This is a genomic window from Corynebacterium tardum, assembly GCF_046717785.1.
In the GTDB taxonomy this organism is placed as follows: domain Bacteria; phylum Actinomycetota; class Actinomycetes; order Mycobacteriales; family Mycobacteriaceae; genus Corynebacterium.
In genome coordinates this window covers 2570329-2587401 of the sequence record NZ_CP177104.1, presented here as the reverse complement: position 1 = coordinate 2587401, position 17073 = coordinate 2570329, and the positions used below count along the sequence as shown (strand labels likewise).

Genomic DNA, 17073 nt, shown 5'->3' with positions numbered 1-17073 from the left:
TTGGGTATGGCCAAGAAGAAAAAGAACAACGAACAGCTGCCGGAGGGCATGTCCCGCCGTCAGGCTAAGCTCGCTGCCCGCGCCGCCGAGCGCGCCGCTTTGGAAAAGGATGCCCGCCCCTACGGTGGTCTCGCCGCTGAAGCTACCCTCATCGCCCTGCAGGAATTCGTGCCGTCCGCGACGGCAAAGCTCTCCCTTAAGGGCTTTGACAAGGACGTCTACGTTGCCACCGTGCTCCCGGGCGCTTCCGCTGCGCTGATCCGTGACGAGCAGTCCGGCGGCGACGCCTTCGTGGGCCTGCAGGTGCAGTCCCACACCCACAACCCAGGCCGTGACCTGGCCTTCGCTCTCAACTGGGTGAAGAACAACGCGCCGGGCTCCAGCCTGGAGTCCACCGCGGCGGACGGCTCCCAGCCGGAGCTCACCGAGCTTCTCGATGAATCCGCGGAGCTCGAGGTCAACGTCTACCAGGACTTCTCCTGGTGGATGCCGGAGGGCGCGCAGGTGCCGCCGCACATGGCCAACGCTATGCAGCGCGCCAACGATTCCGTCATTGAGTCCCACCAGGTGGGACAGGAGGCCGAGGGCTTCGTCGGCACCGCGTTCTGGGCTAACGCCGGCGGCGGCAAGGCCCACATCCGCTGGGTGCGCCCGTGCGATGACGAGAACGCCTTCCTCAACGCCCTGGCCCGCGTGGCTGCCCGCGGCGAGCTCAACCTGGGTGAGAACACCAAGTTCGCTGGTGTCTTCCGCACCCACGGCCTCATCGCCCCGGTCTTCGACCTGCAGCCGGAGGTCGCGCACGACTCTTACGAGGCCGAGCTCTCCCGCGTGAACAAGGCTCTCGAGGAGGAGATCTCCAACGACGCTAACCTCAACGCCGACGAGCGCAAGCAGCTGCAGAACATCAAGTCCCGTCAGGTGACCCTGCGCTAGTCGCGTAGTCGGCTGCGCATCACAGCGTAGGTACGTTTCGAACAAATAGGGCTCCAAAACCCACCAGTTTTGGAGCCCTATTTGATCGTTATGGCCAGCCGACGCCCCCCCTATCGCATCGAGTCCCACAGGGCCTGCGCTTCGGCGTCGTCCCAGAGCACCACGTTGCCCACCACGGTGTCTTCGAAGCCGCCGATGGGCACGGTCTCCGTCTCCACGCCCGAGGCCATGGACAACGCCACCCGGGCCAGGTGCCACACGTGGTCTTTCTCGCCCACGATGAAGGAGCTGGCGGTGTGGTTGACCAGCGAGATGGCCTTGAAGGGGTTGGCGATGGTGGACGGCGAGGTGGTCTTGTCCAGCAGGGCCGCGAAGAACTCGCGCTGGCGCTGCACTCGGTCCAGGTCACCCATCGCGGTGGCACGGGTGCGCACGTAGCCCAGGGCGTCGGGGCCGCGCAGCTTCTGGCAGCCCGCCTGCAGGTCGATGCCGGCCAACGGATCATTGATGGGCTCCTTGACGCAGACATCCACGCCGCCGACGGAATCGACCACGTTGGCTAGGCCGCCCATACCGATCTCCGCGTAGTGGTCGATGTGCAGCCCGGTGGACTGTTCCACGGTTTCGGCGAGTAGCTGCGGGCCGCCGTAGGTGAAGGCGGCGTTGATCTTATCCATGCCGAAACCAGGCACGTCGACGTAGCTATCGCGCGGGATGGACACCAGCTTGGCCTTGCCGGAGGAGGGGATGTGCAGAAGCATGATGGTGTCCGTGCGGCCCACGCCGACATCGCCGCCGGTGCCGAGTTCCGCCTGCTGCTCCTCAGTCAGCCCCTGGCGGGAATCGGAGCCCACCAGCAGCCAGTTGGTGCCGGAGGTGCCGGGGACCTGTTCGTCGGGAAGCGCTTCGATGCGGGTCAGGCGCGAGTCGGTCCAGAAGGTGAACACGAGGGTGAAGACCACCGCGATGATGGCCAGCCAGCCGGCGCAGCCGAATATCTGCTTGAACGGGTTGACCTTCTTGCGTCGGCGGTGTGGCCGGTCGCTCGTGCGCCCGCGCCGCGTGCGGGAGGGATCCTCCGGGTTGTAGCTGCGGGGCGGGGCAGCGGGGGAGGCCGCTTCGGCCGGGCGGCGCGGGTAGCGCTGTCGCGGGGCAGGCTGCTGCTGTGGCGAGTGTTGCGCCATGTATGCGTCGACGTCGAAGCGCGTTTCCTCCGGCCGGGAGGGGCTGCGCCGCGGCGTGCTGGACGGGCGGGCCTGCGCGGTACCGGGGGACGCGGGGCGGCGGCGCACGGGCCGGCCGTAGCGGTCGCGCAAGGGCTGACCGTCCGCGCCCAGGACGTAATCCTTGGGATCGAACGACTCAGCCGAGCCCGCGCGGCGGGAATCGCCGTGGGCTCCGCCGGCGCGTCGCGTCTCGCGCTCTGGATCGCGTCCTTGGTAAGTCATGGGGAACACTGTACCGCGAAATCACTTGCGCCCCAGCTTTCACAAGGAGCGGGCGTGCCACAACGCGGCCCGGGCACGGGCTAGACGCCGAAGAGGGCGGCGTAGCCGACGAACGCGATGGCGTCGATAAGAAAGTGCGCGATGACCAGCGGCCACACCTTCCCGGTCCGGTGGAAGTACCAGCCGTAGAGCAGGCCCATGAGGATGTTGCCGAACCCCGCCGAAACCCCCTGGTACAGGTGGTAGGAACCGCGCAGGAGGCAGGAGGCCGCGAGTACCGCGGGCAGCCCCCACCCGGTCTGCTTGAGCCGGGTGATGAACCAATAGACCACGACGAGCTCCTCCGCCCAGGCGTTGGCGAAGGACTTGAGCAGGAGCACCGGCACCTCAATCCACGTGTCGAAGGCGGCCGGAATCACCTCCTTGGTCCAGCCGAAGTGCAGGGCGGTGTAGTACAGCGCCAGGCCCGGCAGCCCGATGACCGCGGCGAGTGCCGCGCCGTGGAGACCATCGCGCCAGCGCGCCCGTGGCGGCAGCGAGGTCAGGTAGAGCACGAGCGCGCCCCAGGCGAACAGCACCGCGGCGCTGCACAGCTGAAAGGCGAGGTCGAGCAACGTCGTCGCAGACTGCGAAGCGTTGAGCGTGACGGACTGCTCGTTGAGCGGGGCGGGGTTGAGGAGGGAATCGGTCAGCCGCAGTAGCGCCCGCACTCCCGACATACCGAAGGTGATGGTGAGGACAATGAGGATTTCCGCGCGCAGGCGGGAGCGTGATGCGCTCATGCGTGCAACACCTGCGCGAGCCCGAGGAGGGCGGGCTCATCCAGCGTGACGGAGCCTAAGTGAACACCCACCGGAGGGTGGTGGGGCACCGGCCACGGCACGGAGATGGCCGGCAGCTGCGCCACGTTGAAGAGCGACCCCCATGGTGACCAGCGGGTCTGCTCATCAAAGTTCTCCTGGTGCGCCAGCGCCACAAAGTGCCCGCGCCTGGGCGGATCGAAGGCCAGCATGGGCGTGAGGATGGCGTCCACCTGCCAGAACTCAGCCAGCAGCGCCGGCAGGGCGGCGGCGTGGGCCCGCGCGGCAGCCAGCTGGGCATCGCTCACGCGGCGGCCCCGGGCGCGAATCCACTCCGTGTAGCCGGCGGCGGACTCAAGCCCCGCCAGTCGGCGGGTAAAGATGTGCTGAAAGGCCTCGAAAGTCTGAGCTGCCTGCGGATAGGGCGATAGCGCGACGGTCTCGAAGCCAGCGCCCTCCAGCCGCGCAGTGGCCTCGCGCACGGCGTTGAGCAGGTGCGGTGCCACGGTGACCTCAGCAAACAGTGGTTCGGTGAGCACGCCAATCCGGGCGCGCGGGGTGCGGGGTTTAAGGCCGTGCAGCGTGGCGGCATCGGCCACGGAGCGGGTGATAAACCCGGGTACGGAGAGGTCCTCGCCGGCGGGCTTGAAGCCCACGACACCGCAGGCAGCCGCCGGAACGCGGATGGAGCCGCCGCCGTCGGAGGCGTGCGCCGCGCGCAGCAGCCCGCGGGCCACCTGTACGGCCGCACCGCCCGAGGAACCGCCCGGCGTGTGCCCCGGGTAGAGCGGATTATCCGGGTGGGGCAGGCCCACCGGCTCCGTATCGACGCGCAAGCCCAGCTCTGGCGCGGAGGATTTGCCGATGATGACCGCGCCGGCGTCGATAAGCTCCTGCACGAACGGATCCGTCTCCGCGGCCACATACGTGCGCTCGGCGTGGCCGTGAGTGGTGGGCATACCGGCGACGTCATTGAGATCCTTGGCGGAGAGAACCCACCCGCTCAGGCGGCCGTGGCGCTGCGGGCGGCGCTCCAGATCGAGGTAGGTAAAACCGTGCTCCTCAGGCCCCAAGCCCGCGAGATCCTCGCGCAGCTGCTCCACGCTGAACTCTTTAGCGTCCATGCCGGCCCAGTCTAGTGGGCTAAGGTTGCCTGCATGAGCACCACCATCGCATTCCTTGGTCCCGCCGGAACGTTCACGGAGGCGGCGATGCAGTGCTTTGCCGCAGAACTAGGGGAGACCACGCCCCTGCCCGTCGGCTCGCCGAAGGAGGCGCTGGCTGCGGTGCGCTCCGGGGAGGCCGACTATGCCTGCGTGGCCATCGAGAACTCAGTTGATGGGCCGGTCACGGCCACCTTCGACGCGCTGGCCGCAGGCTCCCCCGTCCAGATCTACCGCGAGGTGGACCTGCCGGTGTCCTTTTCTATCCTGACCAACGGGACCCCGGCCGGGGACATTAAGACTTTTTCCACCCACCCGGTGGCGTACCAGCAGGTCCGCGGCTGGCTGGAGGAGAACCTCCCCGGGGTGGAGTGCGTCCCGGCGGCGTCGAATGGCGCGGCGGCCCAGGCCGTGGCCCGCGGCGAGGTGGATGCGGCGGCGGCCCCGGCCCGCGCCGGGGAGGTCTTTAAACTGCGGGCGTTGGCGGAGAATGTCGCCGACGTGGACGGCGCCACCACCCGCTTCGTGCTCGTCGGCCCGTCCGGACAACCCACCGCGCGCACCGGCCACGACCGCACCTCCGTCATCTTCACCCTGCTCAACGAGCCGGGCTCGCTCGTGGGCGCCCTGCAGGAATTCGCGCACCGCGGGGTGGACCTCACCCGCATTGAATCCCGGCCGCTGCGCACCGCCTTTGGCAACTACCGCTTCCACGCGGATCTCATCGGGCACATCGACGACCAGCCCGTGGCCGAGGCACTGCGGGCGCTGTGGCTGCGCGCGGAGGAGGTCGTCTTCGTCGGCTCCTGGCCTTCCGCGGTGGCCACGCCCGGTACCGAGCTGGATCTGTCCCGCCTGCAGCAGGCCGACGAATGGGTAGCGCGGGCGCGCAGCGGCCAATAGTCTGGGCAGCATGACCGGAAGAATCATCCTGCTGCGCCACGGCCAGACCTACTCCAACATTGACCGCATCATGGACACCCGCCCGCCGGGAGCCGAGCTCACCGAGCGCGGCCGCGGGCAAGCGGAAGACGTCGGCCGCGAGCTGGCGGAGTTTAGCGCGGGCCGCCGCGTGCGCTTCGTGTGCTCCATTGCCCTGCGCGCCCAGCAGACGGCGATGCTGGCCTCCCGGGCCTACGCTGAGTCCGCAGATGAGCGCGACGTGCCCGTGGAGGTCCGCGTGGGCCTGCACGAGGTCTTCGCCGGTGAGCACGAGATGAGCGGCAGTGAGGACACCCACCGCGAGTACATGGTGGCGCTGCGCGGCTGGGTCGACGGCGACCCGGAGGCCCGCATGCCCGGCGGCGAGAGCTACGCGGACGTGCTGGAGCGCTACCAGCCGGTGCTGGAGGATATCGCGGCGGAGCTAGGGGAGGACGAGGATGTCGTCGTCGTCAGCCACGGTGCGGCCATCCGCGTGGTCACCACCCACGCGTGCGGCGTGGACCCGGACTTTGCCTACTCCGGCTACATGCCCAACTGCCGCTTTACCGTCATGGAGCCTCAGGGCAAGCCCTTTGGCCAGTGGACGCTCAAGCGCTGGGCCGATACCGACGTCTAACCCGTGATGGGCACCTACCCCCAGCCCAGCTCGTGGAGGCGGTCCTCCTCGAAGCCAAAGTAGTGGCCCACCTCGTGGAAGACCGTCACCATGACCTCGTGGGCTAGCTGTTCTTCTGAACTGCTGATGGACTGCAGCGGCCGGCGGTAGATGGAGATGGTATCCGGCAGGAAGCCCGTGTGCGTGGCGGTGCGGTGGGTGAGCATGACTCCCTCGTAGAGCCCCAGCAGGTTGGGGTTGTCCGGGTTCTCCTCCTCCACCAGGATGACGACGTTGCGCATGCGCTGGACAAACTTGTCCGGGATCTTATCCAGGGCTTCGCCCACTAGCTCCTCGAAGCGCTCTTCGCTGACCTCGTACATGGTGCTACTGCGCGGGCGCGTCGGCCGTCGGGGCGGCGGAGGGGTTAGCGTCCGCCGGCTGGGAGTTCGGGTCCCGCAGTGGGTTGCGCTTGGGCTGTTCGGTCGGCGGGGCGCCGTCGATAGTCATGCCATCCCGACCGTCCTTGGCGGAGCCGGTGAGGGTGGAGAAGGAGCCTGCGTTGTCGTGTATCAGGGAGCAGTTCACGGAGCGCGAGCCGGCGTCCCAGGACTCGCGGGACATCGAGCCCCAGAAGGGCTTGAGCGTGGACTGGTACAGGTTTTCCTCCCCGCCCAGGTAGTCCATGGAATTCTGGGTGCAGGTGTCCTGGATGAAGGTATCCATGTCCGCGTCGGCGGGGTAGCCGCCCGGGAACTTCTGTGCCACGTTGATGATGGAGACAGTCTCCAGCTGGTGCGGCTCGGCACACGGCACGGTGGTCAGCACGTTCTGGTCATCCACCCGGCGGCACTCGCCCGGCTGGGCCACTACGGCCTGGTCCACCTGGGACACCTTGCCCGTGGACTCTTGCGGAACGCCGGCGGCGTCCGTGGTCTGCAGGCCGCACAGCAGGGTGCGGTCGCCCTGCTCCCAGGCCTCTGCCGGCGGGAGAATGGAGGCGATGTCGTAGCGGCCGTTGGGGTCCCACTTGCCCTCGAGGTAGCCCACGGTGGTGGACTCACACAGCTCGTCGCGCAGGGCGTTTTGGCGGGTGACGTCCGGGCGCTTGGCGTTGGGGCCGAACTCGCTGGTGGGGTAGGCGCTCAAGTCCTCGCGGGTAGAGACCTCGAAGCGGTGGGGCTCACCGCAGCTGACCTGCTCGAAGCCGGAGGCGGAGCCGTCCGCGGCCAGGGACCACGTCATGCAGGCGCCTGCCGACGCCGAAGTGAAGGACGCCGGCTTAGCCTGCGCCGCCGACGGATCCGCCGAGTCGCTGTCCGGTGCGGCCGAGGCAGACTCGCTGCTGGCGGTCGAGGTGCTGTCGCCGGAAGTGTCGTTGACCAGCCCGTAGGCAGCCAGGAAGGCAGCGGCGGCCAGGGTGGCGACGAGGACGATGCGAACCGCGGAGGCGGAACGCCACGCAGAAGAAGTGCTCATAGGATCCCCTATAGTACCCGTCGCTGCTGTCAGGCTCCCTGCTGCCTGCTTGTACTCCTTATTTCTCCGCGGAGCGAGTCACCTGGGTGGTCAGGTGGTAGCGGTCGGTGCGGTACACCGAGGAGCACCACTCCACCGGCCGGTCCCCGGAGCGCGCGAAGCGGGTGATGTGGAGCAAGGGGGTGCCCGCTGAGACGTCGAGAAGCGCGGCAATCTCCTCATCCGCACCAATCGCCGTCACCGTCTGCTCGGCGTCGGTGATGGGCACCTGGAACGTCTCATCCAAAATGGCGTAGACGGAGTTATAGATGTCATTTTCCAGCAAGGTCGGCGCGAAGGAGGAGTTGTACCAGGCGTCATCGATGGCATAGGGCTCGCCATCGCCCAGACGCAGGCGGCGCAGGTGCGTGTGGGCGACGGTGGCTTCCGTGTCGAAGAACGCGCACACCTCCTCCGAGGCGTTCGCGCGCTCACCGAGCAGGATGCGGGAAGAGGCCGCTACCTGTTGGTTGCCCATCTCGTCGGAAAAAGACGCCAGGTGAAGATGGCTGACCAGCGGGTTGGGGGCCACGAAGGTGCCCTTGCCGCGCACGCGGCGCAATCTTCCCTCGGTCACGAGGTCACCGATGGCGCGGCGGACCGTGATGCGGGAGACGCCGTAGGTCTCCTCCAGGATGCGCTCGCCCGGAAGGATGTCGCCGGGCCGGAGCGTGGTCCGGCAGAGTTCTGACAGGATGTCCCGGAGCTGCGCGTGCTTGGGCACGGGGCCGTCGGTGATGATGTGAGGCGCCATGCGTCCATGATAAGACGCTGGTTATTACCAGCGCAATGGGAGGGCGTGCGCTAGACTGTCCGCGTGATTGATCTCAAGTTTCTTCGCGAAAACCCCGATGTAGTCCGCGCCTCCCAGGTCACCCGTGGGGAGGATCCGTCCCTGGTGGATCAGCTGCTCGCCGCCGATGAGCAGCGCCGTGCGGCGATTGTGAAGGCGGACCAGCTGCGCTCGGAGCAGAAGGCCTTTGGCAAGAAGATCGGCCAGGCCGCCCCGGAGGACCGCCCGGCGCTGCTGGAGGGCTCCAACGAGCTGAAGGAAAAGGTCAAGGCAGCCGGCGAGGAAGCGGCTGCCGCCGAGGCCAAGGTCGAAGAGCTGCAGTACCAGATCTCCAACGTGGTCGAAGGCGCGCCGGCCGGCGGCGAGGACGACTTCGTGGTGATCGAGGAGGTCGGTGAGAAGCCCGAGTTCGATTTCGAGCCGAAGGATCACTTGGAGTTGGGTGAGACGCTGGGGCTTATCGACGTCAAGAGGGGCGCCAAGGTCGGCGGCGCCCGCTTCTACTACCTCACCGGCGATGGCGCCTTCCTGCAGCTGGGCATGCTCATGCTCGCCGCGCAGAAGGCCCGCGAGGCCGACTTTACGCTCATGGTGCCGCCGGTCCTGGTGCGCCCGGACGTCATGCAGGGCACGGGCTTCTTGGGCCAGCACTCGGACGAGATCTACTACCTGCCGGCCGATGACCTCTACCTGGTTGGCACCTCCGAGGTGGCCCTGGCGGGCTACCACAAGGACGAGATCATTGACCTGTCCAACGGCCCGGTCCAGTACGCCGGCTGGTCCTCCTGCTTCCGCCGCGAGGCGGGCTCCCACGGCAAGGACACACGCGGCATCCTGCGCGTGCACCAGTTCGACAAGCTGGAGATGTTCGTCTACTGCAAGCCCGAAGAGGCCGAGGAGATGCACCAGAAGCTGCTGGGCATGGAGAAGGACATGCTGGCCGCGATGGAGCTGCCCTACCGCACCATCGACATCGCTGGCGGCGATTTGGGCTCCTCCGCCGCCCGCAAGTTCGACAACGAGGCGTGGGTTCCGACCCAAGGCACCTACCGCGAGCTGACCTCGACCTCCAACTGCACCACCTTCCAGGCCCGCCGCCTGTCCACGCGCTACCGCGATGAGAACGGCAAGACCCAGTACGCCGCAACGCTGAACGGCACGCTGGCCACCACGCGCTGGCTGGTGGCCATCCTGGAAAACCACCAGCAGTCGGACGGCTCCGTGGTGGTCCCGGAGGCGCTGCGTCCGTTCGTGGGCAAGGATGTGCTTTACCCCGTAAACTCCCAGTAGTATTTTCCGGTACTTATACTTAAGTGCCTTTTCCCTCGCCCCCCTGAGTTCTGGAGCATCATGAGCGTTGTGACCGACTTCATCTACCGGCAGATTACGCATGTGGGTCGCGGTGTGACCCTGGCGCAGGGGCTGAAAATGCGCCTGTCGGGCCTGGAGAACATCCCCGACAAGGGCGGCGCGGTGATCGTGACCAACCACACCGGGTACATGGACTTCCTTTTTGGCGCGTTCTTGGCGTACCGCAAGCGCCGGCTGGTGCGCTACCTGGCTAAGGCCTCGATTTTTAAGACCCCCGTGGCGGGTCAGCTCTTCCAGGTCATGGGCCACGTGCCGGTGGACCGCATTGACGGCGGGGCCTCCATTGTGAAGGGCATCGAGCTGGCCAAGGACGGCGAGCTTGTGGGAGTGTTTGCGGAAGGCACAATCTCCCGCAGTTTTGAGATTCGCTCCATGCGCAACGGCGCGGCGCGCATCGCCCACGGCGCGGGCGTGCCGATCATCCCGCAGGTCATCTTCGGCTCCCAGCGCCTGTGGACCAAGGGGCAGAAGAAGCACCTGGGGCGCACGCACACCCCGATCCTCATTACGGCGCTGGAGCCGTACTACACCACCGGGGATTTCGACGCGGATATCGCGGAGGTGCGCCGCCGCATGCAGGAGGCCCTGGAGGGCCTGTGGGCGCAGTACGAGGCGGAGTTCGGCCCCATGCCCGCGGGCGAGACGTGGGTGCCGGCCCGCAAGGGCGGCGGGGCGCCGACGCTGGAGGAGGCTGAGGCCAAGGACTTCGCGGTGGAAACGGAGCGCTACCGCGTGCGCCGCCTGCGCGACGACCTGACCAGCCTCAAGGACCGTGTCTCCGAGGCCACGATTGAGCTGGTCCGGGACCGGATGGCACTCATGAAGGCGCCGGGCGCGGCTGACGCAACGGAGGGCGTGGAAGTGCCGGACAGTGCGGCAGCGGCCGCGAATACGGACGGCGCCGCGGCGAAGTCCAAGGACCGCCCCCGCACCGCCCCGGAAACCTTGGAGTGGATCAAGGACAACCTCAACTCCGTGGTGGAGGAGGCCAGCCGCGGTCTGGACGAGGGCCGGGACAAGGTCACGGAGGTCATAGCGCAGCTCAAGGCCGACGTGGCGGAGGCCCAGGCGTCCATGACCGCGAGTGGCAAGGAGATCTTCGCCGGCTCCGTGGTGGAGCAGGGCTTGCTGTCCGCCGCCACGCAGTCGCGGCTCATCGTCTCACGCCTGCCGCACCGCGTGAAGGCGGAATACTCCGAGGTGCCCCGCATCCTGGTGGCGGACCAGAGTGCGCTGAGCATGGAGGACGGCGCCTTGTCGAAGCGCCTGCGCGAGGCCCTGGCTGGGGTGTACCCGCAGGCCGAGGCGCTGGTGATTATCTCGCAGCAGGGCACCGTGCTGGACGATGCCGCGTTTGCGGACGTGCCCCAGTCCCGCTGGCGCATCGCATGCAGTGAGGGCGCTAACGGAGTGCAGCTTAACGATGCCCCCGGGGGCATCGTCGCCACGGCCTCCTCCCCCGCAGAGGGACTGGCCGCGGTAGTCAAGGAGATGGGTGCTGCGCCCAAGGACCTGCTGTTCTTTGCCAACGAGCCCGGGGATGACGCCTTTGTCGAGGGCGGCGAGGACATCGCCGTGCGCATGGTGGCCCTGGAGACCGCTCCCATTGAGGTGGTCAAGGCGGCGCAGGCGGTGACGTACTCGACCGAGCGCTTCGGCGTGGCTGAGGTGCTCGAGGCCATGGCGCGCCTGCAGCAAAAGAAGTAGCGGGATTCACCACACTCCCACGTAGCGGTACGCCGAAATTTCCATAAGCACCCCTTGGTGGGGGTGCGTTTTCTTTTGTGTTCCCTATGGAAATGTCTGAAAACGCCTGCTTACGGGAGTGGAGGTTACGTGTGAGTAAGTGCTTTCCGGCATTGAGTCAGTGACCTATACCATTGGGTGTGGGAGAAAACTTCTTCTTCACCCCGCGTGAGAATCACGGCTTTGAGGGTGAGCAACAGATGCTCTGAACTGCGCTTTAGTCAACTGGACAGGACTTTCTGGCGCCGCGCAGGGGCGAGCAGCGAGAGAGGAGACTCGGTCAGCCATGACCACGACGAGCAACCACAGTTTCAACCCCGACTACTTTGAGAAGACCTGGAACGACTACTCCACTGAGGACTACGACGTAGTGATCATCGGCGGGGGTTCCGTCGGTGCCGGCGCTGCCGTCGACGCCGCCACCCGCGGTCTGAAGACCGCTGTGCTCGAGGCCCGCGACTTCGCCGCTGGTACCTCGTCCCGCTCCTCCAAGATGTTCCATGGCGGCCTGCGCTACCTGGCCATGTTTGACTTCCGCTTGGTAGCGGAGTCCCTCAAGGAGCGCGAGCTCAACATGTCCACCCTGGCCCCGCACCTGGTCAAGCCGCTGAAGTTCATCTTCCCGCTGACCCACCGCGGTTGGGAGCGTGTCATGATGTTCGGTGGCTTCACCCTGTATGACCTCATGGGCGGCGCCAAGAGCGTCCCGATGCAGAAGCACCTCACCCGCAAGGGCGTGCTCAAGGTGACCCCGGGCCTGAAGGAAGACGCAGTCGTCGGTGGCGTGCGCTACTACGACACGCTGGTCGACGACGCCCGCCACACCATGACTGTCCTGCGCACCGCCGCCGAGTACGGCGCCAGCGTGCGCACCGGCACCGAGGTCACCGGCTTTGAAAAGGATGCGCGTGGCCGCATCACCGCCGCCCACGTGCGTGACCTCGAGACCGGCCGTGAGACCACGGTCCGCGGCAAGGTCTTCATCAACGCCACCGGCGTGTGGAACGACAAGATTCAGGACATGGCGGGCGCCGAGGGCAAGTTCACCGTTCACGCCTCCAAGGGTGTGCACATCGTCGTGCCGAAGGACGCCCTCGATGCCGAGGCCGCCCTGTGCTTCGTCACCGAGAAGTCCGTGCTGTTTGTCATCCCGTGGGGCGAGTACTGGATCATCGGCACCACCGATACCGACTGGGAGAAGGGCCTGTCCCTGCCGGACCCGGCGCCGACTAAGGCGGATATCGACTACATTCTGGACCAGGTCAACCAGCGCGTGCGCAATAAGATCACCCGCGAGGACATCGTTGGTGTCTACTCCGGTCTGCGCCCGCTGCTGTCCGGTAAGTCCGACTCCACCACCAACCTCTCCCGCAACCACGCCGTGGCCCGCGTGGCACCGGGCATGGTTTCCGTGGCTGGTGGCAAGTACACCACCTACCGCGTCATTGGTAAGGACGCGGTGGACCTGGCCGCCAAGGAGCTGGGCACCAAGGTGGCGGAGTCCATCACCGAGAGGACCCCGATCCTCGGCGCCGACGGCTACCACGCCCTGGCCAACCAGGTCCCGGCGCTGGCCCGCCGCTACAACCTCTCCGAGACTTACATCGAGCACCTGCTCGGCCGCTACGGCTCGCTTATCCACGAAGTCCTGGCCCCCGCCGCCGAGGATGCCTCCCTGCTCGAGCCGGTGCCGGGCGCGGAGAGCTACCTGTGGGCCGAGGTGCGCTACGCCGTCACCCACGAGGGCGCTCTGCACATCGACGACATCGTGAGCCGCCGTCTGCGCGTGGCCATCGAGTTCGCCGACCGTGGCGTTGCCGCTGCTCAGCCTATTGCTGAGTTCGTCGCGCCGCTGCTGGGCTGGGACCAGAGCGACATCGAGCGCGAGGTTTCCCAATTCAAGCAGCACACCGAGGCGGAGCTTGCGGCCGAGGCTGCGCTTACTGACCGCGAGGCGAACGACATTCTGGAGCGTGCGGGCAGCGCACGCGCCACCCAGGCAGACGCCTAAGAGATTGAGGGCCCAGCGGGAGCAGCGACCTCTCGCTGGGCCCTTGGCCTAGGCAAATAAGAAAGGACAACACAATGACCGGAATGGATGCATTCCTGTGGGAGTTCATCGGCACTGCGCTGCTGCTCCTGCTCGGCAACGGCGTATGCGCCGTAGTTAACCTGCGCACCTCGGGTGCGCGCGGCGCAGACTGGATCGTCATCGCGCTTGGCTGGGGCATGGCGGTCTTCGTCGGCGCCAGCGTGGCTGATCCCTCCGGCGGCCACCTCAACCCAGCCGTGACTCTCATGCTCGCGGTGAACGGTTCCCTTGAATGGAGCCTCGTGCCCTACTACGCCCTGGGCCAGATCCTGGGCGCGATGGTCGGTGCATTCCTTGCCTGGGCCGCATTCAAGCAGCTTTTCGACGCCAACAATGTCGACGAGGCCGGCAACACTACCGGCGCCAACGCCTCGACCGGCGGCATCTTCTTCACCAACCCAGCGCACCCGAACAATGGCTGGAACGCGGTCACCGAGTTCATCGCTACCTGCGTGCTCCTCATGTTTATCGCCTTCGGTCCCACCGGCGGCGAGCTGGGCCCGCTGAGCTACTTCGGTGTCGCCTTCGTCGTCGTCGCCGTGGGCCTGTCGCTGGGCACCCCCACCGGCTACGCCATCAACCCGGTCCGTGACCTGGGCCCGCGCCTGATGTACGCCTTCGTCCTGCCCATCAAGGACAAGGGCACCGCCAACTGGAGCTACGCCTGGGTCCCGGTCGTCGCGCCCCTGCTGGCAGCAGTGGCAGTTGGCCTGTTGTCCATGGCCCTGTAAAACCACCCCGACAAGGAGAAAACAATGTCAACCAAGAGCTACGTTGCAGCGATTGACCAGGGAACCACCTCCACCCGCTGCATCATCTTCGACCACGACGGCGCGCAGGTAGCCGTTGGCCAGTTCGAGCACGAGCAGATCTTCCCGGAGAAGGGCTGGGTCGAGCACGACCCGGAAGAGATCTGGAGCAACACCCGCCGCGCCGTCGGTGAGGCCCTGGCGAACGCCGACATCAACGTCGAAGACATCGCCGCGCTCGGTATTACCAACCAGCGTGAGACCACCGTGGTGTGGGATAAGAAGTCCGGCAAGCCGGTGTACAACGCCATCGTCTGGCAGGACACCCGCACCACCGAGATCTGCAAGGAGCTCGCCGGCGACGAGGGCGCGGACAAGTGGCGCCGCCGCACCGGCCTCATCATCAACTCCTACCCGGCCGGCCCGAAGGTCAAGTGGATCCTCGATAACGTCGAGGGCGCGCGCGAGCGCGCCGAGGCCGGCGAACTCCTCTTCGGCACCGTCGACACCTGGCTGCTGTGGAACCTCACCGGCGGCGCCGAGGGCGACAATGGACAGGAAGCCCTGCACGCCACCGACGTCACCAACGCCTCCCGTACGCTGCTCATGGATATTGAGAAGCTCGAGTGGGACGAGGAGCTGTGCAAGGAGATGGGGATTCCTACCTCCATGCTGCCGGAGATCCGCCCCTCTCTCGGTGACTTCCGCACCGTCCGTGAGCGCGGTTCCCTGGCCGGCGTGCCCATTCGCGCCATCCTCGGTGACCAGCAGGCGGCCATGTTCGGCCAGGGCTGCTTCCGCCCGGGCTCGGCCAAGAACACCTACGGCACCGGCTTGTTCCTCCTGCTCAACACCGGTACCACCCCGAAGTTCTCCGAGAACGGCCTGCTGACCACCGTGTGCTTCCAGCGCGAGGGCGAGCGCCCCGTCTACGCACTCGAGGGCTCTGTGTCCATGGGTGGCTCCCTGGTGCAGTGGCTGCGCGACAACCTGCAGCTCATCCCGAACGCCGCGTCCATCGAGAACCTGGCCCGTGAGGTTAAGGACAACGGCGGCGTTTACATCGTGCCGGCCTTCTCCGGCCTCTTCGCCCCGCACTGGCGCCCGGATGCCCGCGGTGTCATCGTGGGCCTGACCCGCTACGCCAACCGCAAGCACCTGGCCCGTGCGGTCCTCGAGTCCACCGCGTACCAGACTCGCGACGTCGCCGATGCCATGGTGGCGGACTCCGGCGTGGAGATCACCGAGCTGCGCGTCGACGGCGGCATGACCATGAACGAGCTGCTCATGCAGTTCCAGGCCGACATGCTCGGCGTGGAGGTACACCGCCCGAAGAACGTGGAGACCACCGCCACCGGCGCCGCGTTCGCCGCCGGCTTGGATTCCGGCTTCTGGGATGACCTCAGCGTGCTGGGCTCCCAGCAGGGAGATTTCAAGGTCTGGAAGCCGCAGCGTGACAAGGAAGAGGTTGAGGCCCTCTACCGCGACTGGAAGCGCGCCATCAAGCGTTCCCTGAACTGGGAAGACACCGATGACGACGACATCATCCAGTAGCTGTGTCTGCGCCCTGACGTAGACTCGTCACTATGTCCATTGACGCCACCACGGCCCCGCGGCTCATCGCCAGCGATATTGACGGCACCCTGCTCGACCGCAATCACCGAGTGCCCATACGCAACCGCGAGGCCGTGGCGCGCGCCGTGGCGTCTGGGGCGGAGTTCGCGCTGGCTACGGGCCGCCCGTTCCGCTGGATCATGCCGGTGCTGGAGCAGCTCACGGTGCGGCCGGTGTGTGTGACGTCGAATGGCGCCGTGCTGTACGACGCCGCAGCGGACCGCGTTCTCTCCGCCCACGAACTCTCCCCGGCAGCGCTCACGGAGGTCGTCGACGTGGCGACCACCGTGCTCCAGCCCCTCGGGGGAGTGGGCTTTGGCTCCGAGCGGGCCGGCGGTTCCGTGCTGGACCCGGTGGAGGAGCTCTTTGTGGTCGAGCCCCACTATTCGGACAACGCGCTTTTCGACGGCTTCGGTGTGGTCAGCGTGGGGGAGTTGGTTTCCCGCCCGGCGGTGAAGCTGCTCATCCGCAATACCGACTACTCGGCCCCGGAGCTCTATGAGCTCATTGCCCCGCACATCGATCCGGAGCTTGCGCACGTGACGTATTCGATGACGGAGGGCGTTCTCGAGGTGGCCGCTCCCAACGTAACCAAGCGCCGCGGAATTCAGTGGTTGGCGGATCACCACGGCATTGCCCGCGAGGACATCATCGCCTTCGGGGACATGCCGAATGACATCGAGATGCTCAGCTGGGCCGGCCGGGGCGTGGCCATGGAGAATGCCCACGCGGAGGTCAAAGCGGCTGCCGACGAAGTGACTGTGGCCCACCATCAGGCCGGCGTGGCCAAGGTGCTGGAGCGCTGGTTTTAGCTCTCCGGTTGCGGGGTCCCCAGGGTGCTTTAACCTCAGTGGCCATGGGGGTATGAGAAACCTACTTCCACTACCGCAACTCGGGGATCGCGCTAGTGGAGAACGCTCTCATAGAATGGGCTTCATGGAAGAAAAACGACTGTCCTCATTATTTTTTGGCAATGTTGTTCTTGAGTCCCAGGTGTCAGGAACATTCCCAAAAATCTACGCTGATGATATGCACTCGTATTGGATGCGTCCGAGTAGGGATGGCATGCTCTCTGTACCGCTAGATGATCTGCGCGGAAGCATCAGCTCCGATAGGGCTGAGAAACTCTCCAACACAATATTTGAATCTGTGTCCGCAGAATTGAACGCTAATTATCCAGGAGGAAAAAGCCAAGCAGTAAAAGAACTGACTGCCTGGCTTTTACAGGACTCCTAAACATCGCAGGGGAGATGTACTTCCTTAAACACCGAAACCCGCCAACCGCACCAGGTTGACGGGCTAC

General features: G+C 66.3%; 16 protein-coding genes. 10 read left to right on the top strand and 6 right to left on the bottom strand.

The window, feature by feature from the left end:
• Positions 1-6 precede the first annotated feature (6 nt).
• On the top strand, positions 7-936 hold the full coding sequence (locus ACLI1P_RS12345; protein ID WP_411709024.1) for a DUF5926 family protein: 930 nt from the start codon (positions 7-9) through the stop codon (positions 934-936).
• 110 nt (positions 937-1046) lie between these two features.
• Here the strand turns inward: ACLI1P_RS12345 and ACLI1P_RS12340 are convergent, their stop codons facing one another.
• The 3 genes from ACLI1P_RS12340 to ACLI1P_RS12330 form a co-directional block, all read right to left on the bottom strand.
• The gene (locus ACLI1P_RS12340; RefSeq protein WP_411709023.1) at positions 1047-2384 is read right to left on the bottom strand and encodes an LCP family protein; all 1338 of its coding nucleotides are present in this window, start codon (positions 2382-2384) and stop codon (positions 1047-1049) included.
• 80 nt (positions 2385-2464) lie between these two features.
• Positions 2465-3166, bottom strand: coding sequence for a CPBP family intramembrane glutamic endopeptidase (locus tag ACLI1P_RS12335; RefSeq protein ID WP_411709022.1), 702 nt, complete (start codon positions 3164-3166; stop codon positions 2465-2467).
• A complete protein-coding gene (locus tag ACLI1P_RS12330) occupies positions 3163-4308 on the bottom strand; it encodes an amidase (RefSeq protein WP_411709021.1) in 1146 nt (381 codons plus the stop codon). Before ACLI1P_RS12330 ends, ACLI1P_RS12335 begins: the two co-directional genes overlap by 4 nt.
• A gap of 33 nt (positions 4309-4341) precedes the next feature.
• Between ACLI1P_RS12330 and pheA the strand changes: the two genes are divergently transcribed.
• Complete coding sequence (pheA, locus tag ACLI1P_RS12325) at positions 4342-5250, top strand: prephenate dehydratase (protein WP_306508161.1); 909 nt, start codon at positions 4342-4344, stop codon at positions 5248-5250.
• 10 nt (positions 5251-5260) lie between these two features.
• Positions 5261-5908, top strand: a complete 648-nt coding sequence (locus tag ACLI1P_RS12320) for a histidine phosphatase family protein (protein ID WP_296133850.1) — start codon at positions 5261-5263, stop codon at positions 5906-5908.
• A gap of 14 nt (positions 5909-5922) precedes the next feature.
• Here the strand turns inward: ACLI1P_RS12320 and ACLI1P_RS12315 are convergent, their stop codons facing one another.
• From ACLI1P_RS12315 to ACLI1P_RS12305, 3 genes are read right to left on the bottom strand one after another with little or no spacing between them, the layout of a single operon-like run.
• A complete protein-coding gene (locus tag ACLI1P_RS12315; RefSeq protein WP_411709020.1) occupies positions 5923-6270 on the bottom strand; it encodes a metallopeptidase family protein in 348 nt (115 codons plus the stop codon).
• 4 nt (positions 6271-6274) lie between these two features.
• Entirely contained in the window at positions 6275-7366 is a 1092-nt protein-coding gene (locus tag ACLI1P_RS12310; protein ID WP_411709019.1) for a septum formation family protein, read from the bottom strand.
• 58 nt (positions 7367-7424) lie between these two features.
• On the bottom strand, positions 7425-8159 hold the full coding sequence (locus tag ACLI1P_RS12305) for a GntR family transcriptional regulator (protein ID WP_306508164.1): 735 nt from the start codon (positions 8157-8159) through the stop codon (positions 7425-7427).
• A gap of 63 nt (positions 8160-8222) precedes the next feature.
• Between ACLI1P_RS12305 and serS the strand changes: the two genes are divergently transcribed.
• The 7 genes from serS to ACLI1P_RS12270 all read left to right on the top strand — a co-directional run bounded on the left by serS (position 8223) and on the right by ACLI1P_RS12270 (position 17006).
• Positions 8223-9488 (top strand): serine--tRNA ligase, encoded by a 1266-nt coding sequence (gene serS / locus ACLI1P_RS12300; RefSeq protein WP_411709018.1) that lies wholly within the window; start codon positions 8223-8225, stop codon positions 9486-9488.
• 60 nt (positions 9489-9548) lie between these two features.
• Positions 9549-11276, top strand: a complete 1728-nt coding sequence (locus ACLI1P_RS12295) for a lysophospholipid acyltransferase family protein (protein WP_411709017.1) — start codon at positions 9549-9551, stop codon at positions 11274-11276.
• Positions 11277-11601: 325 nt separating this feature from the next.
• On the top strand, positions 11602-13326 hold the full coding sequence (locus ACLI1P_RS12290; RefSeq protein WP_411709016.1) for a glycerol-3-phosphate dehydrogenase/oxidase: 1725 nt from the start codon (positions 11602-11604) through the stop codon (positions 13324-13326).
• A gap of 74 nt (positions 13327-13400) precedes the next feature.
• Complete coding sequence (locus tag ACLI1P_RS12285) at positions 13401-14138, top strand: MIP/aquaporin family protein (protein ID WP_306508168.1); 738 nt, start codon at positions 13401-13403, stop codon at positions 14136-14138.
• A 24-nt stretch (positions 14139-14162) separates the two neighbouring features.
• Positions 14163-15710 (top strand): glycerol kinase GlpK, encoded by a 1548-nt coding sequence (gene glpK, locus ACLI1P_RS12280; protein WP_411709015.1) that lies wholly within the window; start codon positions 14163-14165, stop codon positions 15708-15710.
• Between the two features lie 32 nt (positions 15711-15742).
• Positions 15743-16582: an HAD family hydrolase gene (locus ACLI1P_RS12275; RefSeq protein WP_296133865.1), complete on the top strand. Its 840-nt coding sequence runs from the start codon at positions 15743-15745 to the stop codon at positions 16580-16582.
• Between the two features lie 124 nt (positions 16583-16706).
• Positions 16707-17006, top strand: coding sequence for a hypothetical protein (locus ACLI1P_RS12270; protein ID WP_408932376.1), 300 nt, complete (start codon positions 16707-16709; stop codon positions 17004-17006).
• Positions 17007-17073 lie beyond the last annotated feature (67 nt).